The 15,383-nt window shown below is 72.3% G+C and carries 15 protein-coding genes; 10 read left to right on the forward strand and 5 right to left on the reverse strand.

The window, feature by feature from the left end; all coding sequences use genetic code 11:
• Positions 1-25: 25 nt before the first annotated feature.
• From tatC to ABT294_RS34220, 4 genes are all read left to right on the forward strand, one after another.
• On the forward strand, positions 26-880 hold the full coding sequence (gene tatC, locus ABT294_RS34205) for a twin-arginine translocase subunit TatC (RefSeq protein ID WP_350810450.1): 855 nt from the start codon (positions 26-28) through the stop codon (positions 878-880).
• A gap of 16 nt (positions 881-896) precedes the next feature.
• Positions 897-1,784: a diacylglycerol kinase gene (locus ABT294_RS34210; RefSeq protein WP_350810451.1), complete on the forward strand. Its 888-nt coding sequence runs from the start codon at positions 897-899 to the stop codon at positions 1,782-1,784.
• Between the two features lie 135 nt (positions 1,785-1,919).
• Complete coding sequence (locus ABT294_RS34215; protein WP_350810452.1) at positions 1,920-4,643, forward strand: DEAD/DEAH box helicase; 2,724 nt, start codon at positions 1,920-1,922, stop codon at positions 4,641-4,643.
• Between the two features lie 169 nt (positions 4,644-4,812).
• Positions 4,813-4,983, forward strand: coding sequence for a hypothetical protein (locus tag ABT294_RS34220; protein ID WP_350810453.1), 171 nt, complete (start codon positions 4,813-4,815; stop codon positions 4,981-4,983).
• An 11-nt stretch (positions 4,984-4,994) separates the two neighbouring features.
• Here ABT294_RS34220 and ABT294_RS34225 read toward each other — a convergent pair whose 3' ends face one another.
• The 3 genes from ABT294_RS34225 to ABT294_RS34235 are packed head-to-tail and all read right to left on the reverse strand — an operon-like array spanning position 4,995 to position 8,652.
• Positions 4,995-6,419, reverse strand: a complete 1,425-nt coding sequence (locus ABT294_RS34225) for an RNB domain-containing ribonuclease (RefSeq protein WP_350810454.1) — start codon at positions 6,417-6,419, stop codon at positions 4,995-4,997.
• A 56-nt stretch (positions 6,420-6,475) separates the two neighbouring features.
• Complete coding sequence (locus ABT294_RS34230; protein WP_350810473.1) at positions 6,476-7,369, reverse strand: 5'-3' exonuclease; 894 nt, start codon at positions 7,367-7,369, stop codon at positions 6,476-6,478.
• A complete protein-coding gene (locus tag ABT294_RS34235) occupies positions 7,369-8,652 on the reverse strand; it encodes a PP2C family protein-serine/threonine phosphatase (protein WP_350810456.1) in 1,284 nt (427 codons plus the stop codon). Before ABT294_RS34235 ends, ABT294_RS34230 begins: the two co-directional genes overlap by 1 nt.
• A gap of 179 nt (positions 8,653-8,831) precedes the next feature.
• Here ABT294_RS34235 and ABT294_RS34240 point away from each other — a divergent pair, with 179 nt between their 5' ends.
• Together ABT294_RS34240 and ABT294_RS34245 are read left to right on the forward strand one after the other, a co-directional pair.
• Positions 8,832-9,941, forward strand: coding sequence for a M24 family metallopeptidase (locus ABT294_RS34240; protein WP_350810457.1), 1,110 nt, complete (start codon positions 8,832-8,834; stop codon positions 9,939-9,941).
• Positions 9,942-9,981: 40 nt separating this feature from the next.
• Positions 9,982-11,127, forward strand: coding sequence for an acyl-CoA dehydrogenase family protein (locus tag ABT294_RS34245; protein ID WP_350810458.1), 1,146 nt, complete (start codon positions 9,982-9,984; stop codon positions 11,125-11,127).
• 72 nt (positions 11,128-11,199) lie between these two features.
• Here ABT294_RS34245 and ABT294_RS34250 read toward each other — a convergent pair whose 3' ends face one another.
• The gene (locus tag ABT294_RS34250; protein WP_350810459.1) at positions 11,200-11,418 is read right to left on the reverse strand and encodes a cold-shock protein; all 219 of its coding nucleotides are present in this window, start codon (positions 11,416-11,418) and stop codon (positions 11,200-11,202) included.
• Positions 11,419-11,561: 143 nt separating this feature from the next.
• Here ABT294_RS34250 and ABT294_RS34255 point away from each other — a divergent pair, with 143 nt between their 5' ends.
• Entirely contained in the window at positions 11,562-12,344 is a 783-nt protein-coding gene (locus tag ABT294_RS34255; RefSeq protein ID WP_350810460.1) for a carbon-nitrogen hydrolase family protein, read from the forward strand.
• Entirely contained in the window at positions 12,341-12,793 is a 453-nt protein-coding gene (locus ABT294_RS34260) for a nucleotide triphosphate diphosphatase NUDT15 (RefSeq protein WP_350810461.1), read from the forward strand. Before ABT294_RS34255 ends, ABT294_RS34260 begins: the two co-directional genes overlap by 4 nt.
• Positions 12,794-12,931: 138 nt before the next feature.
• On the opposite strand, the gene ABT294_RS34265 is transcribed toward ABT294_RS34260, so the two are convergent.
• Positions 12,932-13,510 (reverse strand): DUF4291 domain-containing protein, encoded by a 579-nt coding sequence (locus ABT294_RS34265; protein WP_350810462.1) that lies wholly within the window; start codon positions 13,508-13,510, stop codon positions 12,932-12,934.
• Between the two features lie 159 nt (positions 13,511-13,669).
• Here ABT294_RS34265 and ABT294_RS34270 point away from each other — a divergent pair, with 159 nt between their 5' ends.
• Both ABT294_RS34270 and ABT294_RS34275 read left to right on the forward strand, forming a co-directional pair.
• A complete protein-coding gene (locus ABT294_RS34270; protein WP_350810463.1) occupies positions 13,670-14,536 on the forward strand; it encodes an ATP-grasp domain-containing protein in 867 nt (288 codons plus the stop codon).
• Between the two features lie 171 nt (positions 14,537-14,707).
• Positions 14,708-15,383, forward strand: a 676-nt coding sequence (locus ABT294_RS34275) for an AAA family ATPase (protein WP_350810464.1), incomplete at its 3' end; no start/stop codon positions are given.

Below are 15,383 nucleotides of genomic sequence, written 5' to 3' on the forward strand. Positions count from 1 at the left end.
CCCCTCCTCACCCTTGGACTGCTAGATGGCGCTGCTCAAACGGTCGAGCGACAGCGGGCCGGCACGCGACCCCGAGGGGCGCATGCCGCTGATGGAACACCTGCGTGAGCTGCGCAACCGGCTGCTCATCGCGGTGATCGCCCTGGTCGTGGGCATCATCATCGGCTGGATCTTCTTCGATCCGGTGTGGGCGTTCATCAAGGCCCCGTATTGCGAGACCGCCCAGTCGCGCCAGCTCAACGGGCACTGCTCCCTTACCTACGGCGGCATCTTCCAGTCCTTCTTCATCACGTTGAAGGTCTCGGCGATGGTCGGCCTGGTGCTGTCGTCGCCCGTGTGGCTCTACCAGATCTGGGCGTTCGTCACGCCCGCGCTCTACCGGAAAGAGAAGCGGTACTCGCTGTCGTTCCTCGGGCTGGCGATCCCGCTGTTCCTCCTCGGCGCCGTGCTGGCGTACTTCATCATGGACACCAGTCTGGCGATCCTGCTGGGGTTCTCGCTCGAGGGCACGGTCGCCACCATCCAGATCGACGACTATCTCGACTACGTCCTGATCATGTTGCTGATCTTCGGCGTGTCGTTCGAGCTTCCGCTGTTGCTGGTGTTCCTCAACGTGATCGGTGTGCTGTCGCACGCCACGGTGGCCAAGCACCGGCGGATGGTCATCTTCCTGATGTTCGTGTTCGGCGCCGTCATCACGCCCGGCGGCGACCCGATCACGATGATGGCGCTGGCCGCGCCGATGATCCTGCTGTTCGCGGCCGCAGAGGGGTTCATGTACCTGCGCGAGAAGCGGCTGCCCGCGACCGACGACTTCTCGCACCTGTCCGACGACGAGGCCTCGTCGCTGGAAGAAGAGGATTCCGGTCCCGGGCGATAGGCGGTAGGTTCCGGGCGTGTCCCCTCAACTCGCCCTGCTCGTCAACCCCGCCGCCCGAGGTGGCAGGACGCTGCGCCTGCTCGAGCCCGTGGTCCGCCGCCTGCGCGCGGGCGGGGCCGAGGTGGCGGTGATCGTCGGCCGTGACGCCGCCGACGCGCTGGAACGGGCCTGCGCCGTCGCGGCGGAACGTCCCGACGCGCTCGTGGCCTTCGGCGGCGACGGCCTGGTCCACCTGGCCGTGCAGGCCGTGGCGGGCACCGGGGTGCCGCTCGGCATCATCCCGATGGGCACCGGCAACGACCTCGCCTCTGCGTTCGGCGTCCCGCTGAAGGATCCGATGGCGGCGGCCCGCACCGTGCTGCGGATGCGGACCCGGCAGGTCGACGCCGTCCGCGTCCGGGCGGGCCTGGCCGACGAGCTGTTCGCCGGGGTGCTGTGCTGCGGGTTCGACTCGCGGGTCAACGAGCGGGCCAACCGGCTGACCTGGCCGTCCGGCCGCGCGAGGTACCTGCGCGCGATGGTGGAGGAGTTGCGGGCGTTCCGGCCCATCCCGTTCCGCGTCACCCTCGACGGCGGCGAGGTGATCGAGCAGGAGGCCATGCTGGTGGCCGTCGGCAACACCGGCTCCTACGGCGCCGGGATGCGGATCTGCCCCGGCGCGCGGCCCGACGACGGGCTGCTCGACGTGGTGATGCTGCGGGCCGTCGGCAAGGCCGAGTTCCTGCGCGTGTTCCCCAGCGTCTACCGGGGGACGCACGTCGCCCATCCCGCCGTCTCGGTCAGGCGGGCCAGGCACGTGCGGCTGGAGGCGCCCGAGGTGGTGGCCTACGCCGACGGGGAGCGCGTCGGGCCGATCCCCGTCACCTGCGAGATCCAGCCCGGTGCGCTCCGGGTGCTCTGCTAGCAACCTGACTTTGTAAAGGCGCTCGGCTCGGACGCTCGGGCCGCGCGGTCCCTCCGCCTCGCCCTGGGGCTGCGGCGCCCTTCCCCTCGCCCGGCCGGGACCGACCGGAATGGTGATTTCGGTAGGGTGGCGACTATGACGACGCCTGCGGAACGCTACGCCGCCTTCCGCCAGAAGTACGGGGACGACGGGCCCGCGCTCAGATCGTTCCGGGGTCTGTACGACTTCCAGCTCGACGACTTCCAGAGCGACGCCTGCCGCGCCCTGGAAGCCGGAGACGGGGTCCTCGTGGCGGCCCCCACCGGCTCGGGCAAGACGGTCGTCGGCGAGTTCGCCGTCCACCTGGGCCTGGAGGAGGGGCGCAAATGCTTCTACACCACCCCGATCAAGGCGCTGTCCAACCAGAAGTACAACGACCTGGTCAAACGGTACGGCTCGGCCAAGGTCGGCCTGCTGACCGGTGACAACAGCGTCAACGGCGAGGCCCCGATCGTGGTGATGACCACCGAGGTACTGCGCAACATGCTGTACGCCGGGTCCGCCACGCTGGCGGGGCTGGGCTTCGTGGTCATGGACGAGGTGCACTACCTGGCCGACCGCTTCCGCGGCGCGGTCTGGGAAGAGGTCATCATCCACCTGCCCGAGTCGGTCCGGCTGGTGGCGTTGTCGGCGACGGTCAGCAACGCCGAGGAGTTCGGCGAGTGGCTCGGCGACGTGCGCGGCGACACGACGGTCATCGTCGACGAGGTCCGCCCGGTGCCGCTGTGGCAGCACATGATGATCGGCCACGGCATCTACGACCTGTTCATGTCCGACGAGGAGACGCCGCGGATCAACCCCACGCTGATGCGGGTCACCCGCGACGCCGAGCGGCTCACGGCGGGCCGCGGCAGGCGCGGCTACGCCCGTCCGCAGCGCTCCAGGCCGCCCGACCGGGCGCAGGTGATCGAGAAGCTCGACGGCGAGGCGCTGCTGCCCGCGATCACGTTCATCTTCTCCCGCGCCGGTTGCGACGCGGCCGTGCTGCAGTGCCTGCACGCCGGGATCCGGCTCACCACCGAGCGGGAGCGCCACGAGATCAGGCAGCTCGTCGACGAGCGCACCGCCCACCTGCCCGACGAGGACCTGGCCGTGCTCGGCTACCTGGAGTGGCGCGACTGCCTGGAGCGCGGCCTGGCCGCCCACCACGCGGGCATGCTGCCGGCCTTCAAGGAGGTCGTCGAGGAGCTGTTCACCCGCGGCCTGGTCAAGGCGGTCTTCGCCACCGAGACGCTGGCGCTGGGCATCAACATGCCGGCCCGCAGCGTCGTCATCGAGAAGCTCGACAAGTGGAACGGCGAGACGCACGCCGACCTCACCCCCGGCGAGTACACCCAGCTCACCGGCCGGGCGGGGCGGCGCGGCATCGACGTCGAGGGCCACGCGGTGGTCCTGTGGCAGCCGGGGATGGACCCGCTGTCGGTGGCCGGGCTCGCGGGCACCCGTACCTACCCGCTGCGCTCCAGCTTCCAGCCGTCCTACAACATGGCGGTCAACCTGGTCGGCCAGTTCGGCAGGGAGCGCGCCCGTACGCTGCTGGAGGAGTCGTTCGCGCAGTTCCAGGCCGACAGGGCGGTCGTGGGGCTGGCCAAGCAGCTGCGCAAGCATGAGGAGGCGCTGGAGGGCTACCAGGAGGCGATGACCTGCCACCTGGGCGACTTCACCGAGTACGCGGGGCTGCGCCGCCGCCTGTCCGACCGCGAGGCGGAGCTGTCCAGGCAGCGGGGCGCCGCGCGCAGGGCCGCCGCGGTCCGCTCGCTGGAGGCCCTGCAGCCGGGCGACGTGATCCGGGTGCCGGGCGGCCGCAGGGCGGGGCTGGCGATCGTGCTCGACCCCGGGCGCAACCCGCGCGGCAACGGCCCGAGCCCGCTGGTGCTCACGATCGGCAAGCAGGTCAAGAAGCTCGACGCGGCCGACTTCCCCGTCCCGGTGGAGCCGATCGAGAAGCTGCGCATCCCGAAGAACTTCAACGGCCGCTCGCCCAAGGAGCGCGCCAACCTCGTCTCCAGCCTGCTCGCCAAGATCGGCGACCGCGATCTGGGCAAGCCGGTCAGGGCCCGCGACCACGCCGTCGAGGACGACGAGATCAACGAGCTGCGCCGGCTCATCCGCCATCACCCGTGCCACGGCTGCGACGAGCGTGAGAGCCACGCCCGTTGGGCCGAGCGCTACTACAAGCTGCTGCGCGAGACCGAGGGGCTGCGCCGCCGGGTCGAGGGCCGCTCGCACGTCATCTCCCGCACCTTCGACCGGATCTGCTCGGTGCTGGAGCAGCTCGGCTACCTGGAGGGCGAGACCGTCACCGACGAGGGCCGCCGGCTCGGCCGCATCTACACCGAGCTGGACCTGCTGACCGCCGAGTGCCTGCGCAGCGGCCTGTGGGAGGAGCTGGAGCCGGCGGAGCTGGCGGCGTGCGTCTCCGCGCTGGTGTTCGAGTCACGGCAGGCCGACGACGCCCGCCGTCCCAAGATCCCGGCGGGCCGGGCGCAGGACGCGCTGTCGGCCATGACGCGGCTCTGGGCCGAGCTGGAGGCCATCGAGTCCGACCACGGGCTGTCCACCATCCGTGAGCCGGACCTGGGCTTCGCGTGGGCGGCGTTCCGCTGGACGAAGGGGCACAACCTCGACGCGGTGCTGATGGACGGCGTCAACGGCAGCGAGCTGGCGGCGGGCGACTTCGTCCGGTGGATCAAGCAGCTGATGGACCTGCTCGGCCAGCTCGGCAACGCGGCCCCGCCCGGCAGCAAGATCAAGCAGACGGCGGCCAAGGCCATGGACGGTATGCGCCGCGGCGTGGTGGCGTACTCGTCGCTGGCCTGATCGTCCCTCGACTGACCGGCCGGTCAAGGTGGTGTCGTGGTTCGTTTACCCAAGGTAACCGTCAGGGCAGTTTTTGCGGCCTTTTTCGCGGAAATCCCCATGTCGGAAGCCTGATGCGTCTCCGGGCGCCGGCCCCACCGGCGTCCAGCCACCCCGCCAGGAGGTTGCCATGTTCGCCCTCGTCGCCGCTGTGCTGTTCCTGCTCGCACTCGTCTTCGCCATCGCCGGGGTCGCCGTCGGCGGCATCGTGACGGTCACCACGCTCGGCGTCGCGGGCCTGCTCTGCCTCTCCCTGCACCTGATGGGCGTCGGCGCGGGCTGGCGTCCGCTCGGCAAGTAGGCCAGGAAGCACTAGGCCAGCGTGAAGCGGACCTCGCGGGTCGCGGGGTCCGCTCGCGTCAGCCGGACGGTGACCTTCTCGCCCAGCGGCAGGGCGCCGTCGCAGCGGGCGATGACGGCCGGGTCCTCCAGCTGGACCAGGCCGCCCTCGCGACGGTCGTCGGTGTCGATCACCACCGCCTGGAACGGCTGGCCGATCCTGTCGCGCAGCAGGAACGCCTCCACCAGGTCCACGCAGGCGCGCTCGACGGCGCCCGCGCGCCTGCCGGTGGCCGACATGATGTCCGGCAGGGCCGGCAGCGACCGCGTGACCTCCTGCGGCACCGGCTCGCCCGCGGCGATCGCCAGGCAGACCTCCGTGGCGTACCTGTCGGCCAGGCGCCGCAGCGGGGCCGTGACGTGCGCGTACGGGGCCGCCACCGCCGCGTGGTCGGCCAGCTTCGGCGGGGCGCCGTCGAACGCGACGTAGCCCGAGCCGCGCAGCAGCACCTTCGACTCGTGCAGGAACGCGGCCTGCCGGGGCTCGCGCGGGTCCAGCCCGTGCACCACCTGGCCGTAGGACGCGCCGTCCGGCCAGGGCACGCCCAGCGCGTCGGCGACCCTGCGGACCTTGGCCAGGTCGCCCGCCTGCGGCGGCGGCAGGACCCGCAGCAGGCCGACCTCCGCGTCCAGCATCATCGAGGCGGCGGCCATGCCGGTGAGCAGGGAGATCTGCGCGTTCCACGCCTCGGCGGGCAGCGGCGCCCGGTAGGCGAGCCGGTAGCCGCCGTCGGCCGCGACCACCTCCTGCTCGGGGGTGGGCAGCGTGACGCCGCCGCGCTCGCGCTCCCGTTCCAGCCTGAGCTCGCCGATCTCGGCCAGCAGGCCGAGCGTGCCGTCGGCGGTGCCGGTCTCGACGGACGCCTGCACGTAGCCGTAGTCCAGCCGTTCCCGGCTGCGGACCAGGGCCCGCTGGACGTCGGCGCCGATCGTGCGGCCCTCGGCGTCCAGGTCGACGCACCACACGGCCGCCGGGCGGGTCGTGCCGGGCAGCAGGCTGGCCGCGCCCTCCGACAGCACCGTGGGATGCAGCGGCACCCGGCCGACGGGCAGGTAGACGGTCTCGCCGCGGGTGCGGGCCTCGGTGTCGATCGCGCCGCCGGGACGCACGAACGCGCCGACGTCGGCGATCGCGTACCAGACGCGGTAGCCGGCGCCGAGCCGCTCCAGGTGGACGGCCTGGTCGAGGTCCATCGAGCCGGGCGGGTCGATGGTGACGAACGGCAGGTCCGTCAGGTCCCGTCCGTCGAGCCTCGGCGCCTCGGCCACCCGCTTCGCCTCGTCCAGGACGGCCTCGGGGAACGCGCCGGGCAGCTTGAGCTCGCGCAGGACGCGGTCGAAACCGTCCTCGAGACGGGCTGGTATCTGGCTTTCGACCCGTATGTTCGTTTTCGGCACCCGCTCAACCTAGCGCTGTTCGGTCCGGCGCCTCGAGGACGGGGCCCGTGCGGCTCTCAGGACGCCAGGACGTCCAGGAGGCGGTTGAGCGGGCTGTCGAGGCCGTAGCGGTCGGCCAGGCGCACCAGCGACTCGGGGTCGCGCGGCTTCGACGGGAGCGCCAGGTCGGCGACGGGCAGCGGCGCGTCGGAGGCGACCTCCACCACCGCGGGCGCCACCCTCAGGTAGTCGCGGGCGGCGGCCAGGCGGGCGCGGGCACCCGCCGGGAAGCCCGCCGTCTCGCCCGCGTCGAGCGCCGCCAGCAGCGCCTCCAGCGAGCCGAAGCGGTTGATGAGCGAGGCCGCCGTCTTCTCGCCGACGCCCGGCACGCCGGGCAGGCCGTCGCTGGGGTCGCCGCGCAACGTCGCGAAGTCGGCGTAGGCGCGGCCGGGGATGCCGTACTTGCCCGTCACGAACGCCTCGTCGACCAGCTGCAGGTTGCGGATGCCGCGCGCCGTGTACAGGACGCGGACCGGGCGGGAGTCGTCGACGAGCTGGAACAGGTCGCGGTCGCCCGTCACGATGTCGACCGCGCCGGTCGCCCGGTGGGTCAGGGTGCCGATCACGTCGTCGGCCTCGTGGCCGGGCGACTCCAGCCTGGCGATCCCCACCGCGTCCAGCACCTGCTCGATCACCGGGATCTGAGGCACCAGCGTGTCGGGCACCTCCTCGGCGTCGCCCTGGGCGACCCGGTGCGCCTTGTACGTCGGGATCGCCGCCACCCGGAAGGCGGGCCGCCAGTCGGCGTCCATGGTGGCCGCCAGCTCGGTGGGCTCGTGCTGGCGCACCAGGGTGGCGATCATGTCGATGAGGCCGCGCACCGCGTTGACGGGCATGCCGTCGGGCGCGGTGATCGTGTCGGGGATGCCGTAGAAGGCGCGGAAGTACAGCGACGGTGTGTCCAGAAGCATCAGCACCCGTCCATGGTCGCACCCCTGGCGGCCTGCTGCTCGTCTCCCACGAGGCTCCCTCCGATGCCCCCTCCGATGCCCACTGCCAGCAGGCACGCGTCGTCCTCCGGGTTGGGGCCGCCGATGTCGGCGAGCAGGCGGTCGAGCGCGGCGTCCAGGTCGCGGCCCGGCAGGTCGCGGGCCGCGGCGAGCACCAGACGCAGGCCCGCGTCGATGTCGCGGGTGCGCCGCTCCACCAGGCCGTCGGTGAACAGCAGCAGCAGGTCGCCGTCGCGCAGCTCGGTGCTGGCCAGCTGGTAGCTCAGGTCGCAGGCGGCCCCCAGGAGCACCCCCTTGGGGTGGTCGAGCTGGCTGGCCGTGCCGTCGCGCACCAGGATCGGCGCCAGGTTGCCCGCCTGGCCCCAGGTGAACACCATGGTCGCCATGTCGAGGTGGCCGATGACCGCCGTGGCCGTCGTCTCCTGCAGCCGGTGCAGCACCAGCTCGTTCAGCCAGCGCAGCAGCCTGTCGGCGGGCTCGCCGGTCATGGTCAGCCCGATCAGGGCGTGCCGGAGCTGGGCCATGCGGGCGATCGCGGACAGGCCGTGGCCGGAGACGTCGCCGATGGCCAGCAGCGCCCGGCCGTCAGGTAGGACCGCGGCGTCGAACCAGTCGCCGCCCAGGTTGGCCGTCTTCTCCGCGGGGACGTACCGCACCGCGATCCTGGTGTGCGGCAGGTCGAGGCAGCCGACGGGCTCGGGCAGGATCGCCTCGCGCAGCGCCAGCATCACGTGCCGCTCCTCGGCCGCCTGCTCGCGCGCCTCCAGCAGCTGGCGGCGCGACTCGGTCATGATCCGCTCGGCGCGGCGGCGGCCGGTGATGTCCTGCACCACACCGTGCACCACACCGTCGACCGCACCGTCCGCCGGGCTGTGGCCCTCGCCGTGCGCGGCGGCCAGCGGCTCCAGGACGATGCGCAGGTTGCGCAGCTCGCCGCCCCGCCGGATGCGTACCTCGGCCTGCACCGGCTCCGGGCTCCGCCCGACCGAGCACAGCAGCTTCTCCAGTGCCCACAGGTCGCGGGGCTCCACGTGCGCGGCCAGGTCGGACAGGCCGACCGGCCCGTCGTCCCGGTCCCTGCCGAAGATCACGTAGACCTGGTCGGACCAGATCGCCTCACCGGTGAGCAGGTTCCACTCGGCCCAGCCCAGGTTCCCGAGCCGTTCCGCGTGCGCCAGCCTGGCGGCCAGCATGGCCGCGGCCTGCCGCTTGGCGGGGTGCCGGGTGAGCTCACCCGCGCTCATCGGACGATGCTGCGGGCCGCCTCTGATGTCGACCATGGTCACACTCCAGAGAGGCGGTGGAACGGGACAATTAGCCCACCATACGTGACCGGTCTCCAACAGAGTGTAGCGGTGGCTTGCCGCGTTGTGAGAGCTTTTCACGGATTTTAGGCAGCCCGGTCCGGAGTAGATTGAGGGCTGTGACGTCCTCAGATCTGTATCCCGTTTCCCGCCTGGCCGCCGTCCAGGAGGCCACCGCCAAGGCCGGCCTCGACGCCCTGCTCCTCACGCCCGGCCCCGACCTGCGCTACGTCAGCGGCTACGACGCCAAACCGCTGGAGCGGCTGACCTGCCTCGTGGTGCCCGCGTCCGGCGAGTCGTACATGATGGTGCCGCGCCTGGAACTGCCCGCCGCGGAGGCCTCGCCCGCGTCCCGGCTCGGGCTGGAGTTCGTGGCGTGGGACGAGACGGACGACCCGTACGAGATCGCGGCCAAGCGGCTCGGGCAGGTCGCCAAGGTCGGGCTCGCCGACCGGATGTGGGCGATGGCGTCCCTGCGCTTCCGCGCCGTGCTGCCGGAGGCCGAGCAGGTGCTCGCCGGTACCGTGCTGCGTGAGCTGCGGATGCGCAAGTCGGCCGTGGAGGTGGCGGCGCTGCGCGAGGCGGGCGAGGCGATCGACTCCGTGCACCGGCGGGTGCCCGAGCTGCTGCGCGCCGGGCGCACCGAGCGCGAGGTGGGCCGCGACATCGCCGAGGCGATCCTGGCTGCGGGCCACTCGACGGTCGACTTCGTCATCGTCGCTTCCGGGCCGAACGGGGCCAGCCCGCACCACGACGTGTCGGACCGGGTGATCCAGCCCGGTGAGCCCGTCGTCGTCGACATCGGCGGCCAGCTGCACAACGGGTACTGCTCCGACTCCACCCGCACCTACTCCGTCGGCGAGCCGCCCGCCGAGTTCGCGTCCTACTACGAGGTGCTGCGCCAGGCCCAGGAGGCCGCCTGCGCCGCCGTCCGGCCGGGCGTGCCGTGCGAGTCGATCGACGCGGCCGCCCGCGACCTGATCGCCGAGGCCGGCTACGGCGAGTACTTCGTCCACCGCACCGGGCACGGCATCGGCATCGAGACGCATGAGGAGCCCTACATCGTCTCCGGCAACGCCGAGCCGATGGAGCCGGGCTTCGCCTTCTCCGTCGAGCCCGGCATCTATCTGCCCGGCAGGCACGGGGCGCGCATCGAGGACATCGTGGTGTGCACCGAGTCCGGAGGCGAGCGGCTCAACAACACCCCTCGAGAATTGGTGATCATTTAGGGCAGAATCGGGGCATACACGCTCTCACGAGGAGTTTTCGATGACTGTCGAACGTGCCCTGCCCACCCCTGAGGCGCACGACCTGCTCGACCTGGCCCGGGACCTGATCGCCAAGGAGGTCGCGCCCCGGGCCGCGGCCGACGAGGCCGCCGGGCATTTCCCGCGCGAGGTGTTCGCCACGCTCGGCGCCGCCGGGCTGCTCGGCCTGCCGTACCCGGAGGAGTACGGCGGCGCCGCCCAGCCGCAGGAGGTGTACCTGCAGGTCGTGGAAGAGCTGGCGGCCGGATGGCTGGCCGTCGGGCTGGGCACGTCCGTGCACACCCTGTCCTGCTTCCCCGTGGCAGCCTACGGCGGCGAGGAGCAGAAGGCCGAGCTGCTGCCCGCCATGCTCGGCGGCGACCTGCTCGGCGCGTACTGCCTGTCGGAGCCGCAGTCCGGCTCCGACGCCGCCGCGCTCACCACCAAGGCGGTCCCGGGCCCCGACGGGTACGCCGTCAGCGGCGTCAAGGCGTGGATCACCCACGGCGGCGTCGCCGACTTCTACCTGCTCATGGCCCGCACCGGCGAGGCCGGGCCGCGCGGCATCTCCTGCCTGCACGTCCCGGCCGGGCTCGACGGGCTGTCCTTCGGCACTCCCGAGCACAAGATGGGCATGCGCTCCTCGCCCACCGCCCAGGTCCGCTTCGACGACGTGCGGCTGCCGCACTCCGCGCTCGTCGGAGCGGAGGGTGAGGGGTTCCGCATCGCCATGGCCGCCCTCGACGGGGGCAGGCTCGGCATCGCCGCCTGCGCCGTGGGCGTCGCCCAGGCCGCCCTCGACACCGCCGCCTCCTACGCCAGGGAGCGGCGCCAGTTCGGCAGCCGCATCGTCGACTTCCAGGGGATCTCGTTCATGCTGGCCGACATGGCCACGCAGATCGCCGCCGCCCGCGCCCTGTACCTGGAAGCCGCCAGGCTCCGCGACGCGGGCAGGCCCTACGGGACGAAGGCGGCCATGGCCAAGCTGTTCGCCACCGACATGTGCATGAAGGTGACCACGGACGCCGTCCAGATCCTGGGCGGGTACGGGTACGTCGAGGACTTCCCCGTCGAGCGGTACATGCGTGAGGCCAAGGTCCTGCAGATCGTGGAGGGCACCAACCAGATCCAGCGCCTGGTGATCGGCCGGACCCTCGCCAAGGAGTGAGGTCCGGAGGATCCGCTGGTTGCGGGGTGCGAGGCGAGCTTGCCGGTGGTTGACCGCCACCGGCAGGCTCGGTCACAGCTGGCGGACGTTCGTCGCGACGAAGTCGAAGCTGTCCTGCCGCCGTTCCACCACGTCGAACTCGACGGGGTCGCCGGCCTCGAGCACGCGGTAGCCGTCGCCGACGATGTCGCTGAAATGCGCGAAGGCGTCCCGCCCGGTGGGCAGCTCGGGGGAGGAGATCGCGCCCCATCCCTGCTCGGCCTTCCAGAACTTCACGGTTCCGCGCGTCATGCGTCCATTCTGCCGACCGAGGCGCCCGCGGGCCGCCCATTTTCACCGGCTGCCCGCCGGGCGGGGGTGGGCAGCCCGGCGATCTCCCGCGTTCGGCGGGCGGCAGGTGCGCGCGTTCGCGGTGGGTGCTAGCGTCGCGACTCGTGCTCGTTCGTACGGCCGTGGCCCAGACCCGGGTCACCTGGGATGTCCAGCGGAACCTCGCGGTGATCAGGCAGGTGATCCGCGACGCCGCCGGAGCCGATCTCGTCGTCTTCCCGGAAGGCGCGCTGTCGGGCTACGGCTCGGACCTCGGCCCGCTGGCCGCGCTCGATCTCGCGGAGCTGGCCGAGGCCGAGGCGGCCGTTGCGGCGGAGGCGGCGCGTGCCGGGGTGCACGTCGTGTGCGGCTGCCTGCGGCCGGTTGCCGGCGGATGGTCGAACGCCGCGCTCGTCTTCGCCCCTGACGGCACGCGCAGGGCCTACGACAAGGTGAACCTGGCGATGAACGAGAGGGGCGTGCTGGTCGCCGGGACGGCGCTGCCCGTGTACGACCTGAAGCTGTCCGCGGGGGAGGTGCGGATAGGGGTGCAGATCTGCCGGGAGATCCGATTCGCCGAGCAGTGGCATCAGCTGGCCCGTTCAGGGACCCGGATGTTCGTCTACGTCACCAACGCGGCCAACCCGGCCGAGCCTCCGGGCGTGTGGCGCAGCCACCTGATCAGCCGTGCTGCCGAGAACCAGCGCTGGCTGGTGGCGGCCAACCTCGCGGATCCGGCTGCGCACTGCCCCACCATGGTCGTGTCGCCGCGCGGCGAGGTCGTGGCCGAGGCGCCGGCCGGAGAGCCGGCCGTGTTGCGGGCGGAACTCGACATGGGCGCGGTCTCCGACTGGTACCTGAGCCAGCGGCGCGTCGTCCAGGTTCGTCACGCGGGGGAGGCCACATGACGGGGGATCGGATCATCGGCGTCGGAGTCGTGCTGACCGCGCCGGACGGGCGGATCCTGCTGGGGGAGCGGCGCAAGGCCGGGGAGAGCCCGACGTGGTGCCTGCCCGGCGGCGCCGTCGAGGCAGGCGAGACGTTCGAGGTGGCGGCGGTGCGGGAACTCGGCGAGGAGACCGGCGTCCGTGACGCCGGGCCGGCCCGCGTCGTGGCGGTCGTGGTGGACCATCCGGGCGGCGCGGTGCGGGTCACGGCGGCGGTCACCATGACGCTGGGCGCCACGGTTCCGGCCGTCACCGAGCCCCAGGTCTTCCGGGCATGGCGGTGGTTCGCGCGGGAGGACCTGCCGTCCCCGTTGTTCCCGGCGACCGCCCATGTGCTGGCCGCCTCCGCCGGCGGCCCGTCCACGCCGGACGCGGTCGGCTACTACCCCGTGGCGGACGCCCACCGGTGACGGCCAGGCGACCCCCACAGCAGGTGGCGGAGGGCGCCGAGCCGCGCCCGGGCCCCACCTGACCCGTACGGTCGTCGTGATCGGATCGAGGCGGCGTCCGATGCCGAAAGGCCCGGCGCGGCTGCCGCCGTGAGGTGGTCAGCTGGGCGTGGCGCCGATCGCTTGCGCGAGGCTCTCCGAGAGCGGGTAGGGGCGCTCGGCCGGGAGCAGTCCCGTGACGTCCTGGCCGTCGCGAAGGGCGGCGTGGACGTCGCGGGCCCGGTCGGTGAGGTCGGTGATCGCCAGGATCCACTCGTCGAGGTAGCGGTCGACGGCCGGGCCGGACAGGCCGATCTGGATGGACCGGTACGGCAGCGCGTTGTGGCGCGGGTCGCGCTCCGGATCCCACTGGATCCGGACGGAGCTGTGCCGCAGCCGCTCCCGCCAGCCCTCCCCGTCGGAGTGGCTGAGGCAAGAGTGGGCCAGCGCCCACTCGAAACCCGCACGGGTGACGTCGATCGCCAGGACCCGGGTCTGGCCGGGCTTGGACGCGTACCCGCAGCGGTACATCATCCACAGGAAGGACGGCTTGATCCAGGTCATCCGCTCCCGCTTGAACGGCGCGACGAACCGCTGCGCGGCCACGGCGGGCTCGGCGATGGCCGGGTCGTACGCCTGGTAGACGGTGATCGACTCCTCGGTGTAGGTGGCACGGATCTGCCTGTAGGGCGTGTTCATGCCGCCCAGCGTGGAGAACGGGGCTCAGGTGGCGCAACGGGATTGATCAGCGGCGCAGAGCCGGTCTGAGGGCGGAGATGGATCTTTGGGGACTTTGTGGCTGGCGAGTCAGCGTTGCTCCGGTGGGGCGCGGGAGCGGCGGCTTCTATCCTGCTGCACATGACGGTGGGGTTTCTGTTCTGTGCGGATCCGCTGCGGCCTCGCGGCGTCGATCCGCACTTCGCCGCGCAGGCGCAGGCCGTACGAGATCTCGGCGGGACGGTGGCGCTGATCGACCACGACGCGCTGACGGCGGGCCGGGTCGAGGAGGCGGTGGCGCGGGTGCCCGCCGGGTTCGGGCCCGTCTGGTACCGAGGGTGGATGCTGCGCACCGAACAGTACCGGACGCTCGACGAGACGCTGCGGCAGAGGGACTGCCACCTGCTCACCGACGCCCGCGCCTACCGCGTCGGCCACGAGCTGCCCGGCTGGATCTTCAGCTTCCGGCACCTGACGCCCGCCACGGCCGTGCTCCCGATGACGTCCGGCGAGGCGCCCCCGGACGCGGAGCGGCTGGGCAGGCTCACCGCCGGGCTGGGCGGCGGCTACGTGGTGAAGGACTACGTCAAGTCCCGCAAGCACGAGTGGCTGGAGGCCTGCTACGCGCCCGACCTGGCGGCGCTGGAACGCGTGTCGGCCCGCTTCCTCGAACTGCAGGGTGAGGACCTGACGGGCGGGCTGGTCATCCGTGAGTTCGAACGCTTCGACGAGCGTCAGACCCGGGTCTGGTGGCTGGACGGTGAGCCGATCTTCATCGGGCCGCACCCCGACAGCTCCGACGGCGCGTTCCTGAGCCCCGGCGACCTGGGGGAGGCGCGGGAAGCGGTCGGCGACCTCGCGGCCCGGTTCGTCACCACCGATCTGGCACGGCGGGACGACGCGGTCTGGCGGGTGATCGAGGTGGGCGACGGCCAGGTCAGCGACTGGCCGTCGGGCGTGGACCCGTCCGCGCTGGCCGGCCCGCTCCTCGCCGCCAGGCTCACCTGACCTGGGACGACTCGGTGCCAGGCGGAGCGATCCCTCGGGAGGAGGGGCGCTTGCCGTGCAGCCGATGAGATGACCGGTTCCGGTCTGTGGGCTGATTACGGAAAGACGGGTGTATCAGATCCCCTCCGTCGGACTCTGCCAAGAGGAGAGCAACGGAGGGGGTGAGAGAGGATGCATCTCGGACGGACGGCAGAGCTGGCCCTGCTGCGCGCGGAGCTGCACGCCTCCGATGCGGGCCCCGCGCGAACGGTGCTGGTCGAAGGGCCGGAAGGGATCGGCAAGACCGCGCTGATCCGCCAGGCGTTCGGCGCCGAGCAGCGCCTGCGGCTGCTCTCGGCAACCGGGGAGGAGTCCGAACGCCAGCTCAGGTTCGGCGTGATGCGCCAGCTCGCGCCGGAGGCGACGGGCGACGACCCGTACACCGTGGGACAGGTCGTCTGCGACAGCATCGGCCGCCTCCAGGCCGAGGGGGCGGTGGTCGTCGTGGTCGACGACGCCCAGTGGGCCGACAGGCTGTCCCTGAGGGCTCTCACGTACGTCCTGCGCCGCCTGCGCGGTGGTCGCGTCCTCGCGGTGGTGGCCTGCAGGGACGTCGCCGACCCGTGGCTTCCCGACGGGTTGCGTCGCCTGCTGACCGGCGACGGCGCTCTCCGCATCCCGTTGATCGGCCTGACCACCTCGGACCTCGCCGACCTGGCGGAGCAGGTTGCGGGCGGCGGGCAGGCGTTGCCCGAGCGGGCGGTCGCTCGGGTGCGCGCGCACACGCTGGGGAATCCGCTGCACGCCCGCGCGCTGCTCGCGGCCGTCCCGCCGCGCCGGCTGGCGGACCCGGCCGCGCCGCTGCCCG

This window comes from Nonomuraea sp. NPDC000554 (assembly GCF_040300065.1).
Classification (GTDB): Bacteria; Actinomycetota; Actinomycetes; order Streptosporangiales; family Streptosporangiaceae; genus Nonomuraea.

Excerpts from the sequence above, each read along its gene's own strand:
- tatC (WP_350810450.1), top strand. The coding sequence starts at position 26 with ATGGCGCTGCTCAAACGGTCGAGCGACAGCGGGCCGGCACGCGACCCC.
- ABT294_RS34215 (WP_350810452.1), top strand. The coding sequence starts at position 1,920 with ATGACGACGCCTGCGGAACGCTACGCCGCCTTCCGCCAGAAGTACGGG.
- ABT294_RS34220 (WP_350810453.1), top strand. The coding sequence starts at position 4,813 with ATGTTCGCCCTCGTCGCCGCTGTGCTGTTCCTGCTCGCACTCGTCTTC.
- ABT294_RS34230 (WP_350810473.1), bottom strand. The coding sequence starts at position 7,369 with ATGCTTCTGGACACACCGTCGCTGTACTTCCGCGCCTTCTACGGCATC.
- ABT294_RS34235 (WP_350810456.1), bottom strand. The coding sequence starts at position 8,652 with ATGAGCGCGGGTGAGCTCACCCGGCACCCCGCCAAGCGGCAGGCCGCG.
- ABT294_RS34245 (WP_350810458.1), top strand. The coding sequence starts at position 9,982 with ATGACTGTCGAACGTGCCCTGCCCACCCCTGAGGCGCACGACCTGCTC.
- ABT294_RS34250 (WP_350810459.1), bottom strand. The coding sequence starts at position 11,418 with ATGACGCGCGGAACCGTGAAGTTCTGGAAGGCCGAGCAGGGATGGGGC.
- ABT294_RS34260 (WP_350810461.1), top strand. The coding sequence starts at position 12,341 with ATGACGGGGGATCGGATCATCGGCGTCGGAGTCGTGCTGACCGCGCCG.
- ABT294_RS34265 (WP_350810462.1), bottom strand. The coding sequence starts at position 13,510 with ATGAACACGCCCTACAGGCAGATCCGTGCCACCTACACCGAGGAGTCG.
- ABT294_RS34270 (WP_350810463.1), top strand. The coding sequence starts at position 13,670 with ATGACGGTGGGGTTTCTGTTCTGTGCGGATCCGCTGCGGCCTCGCGGC.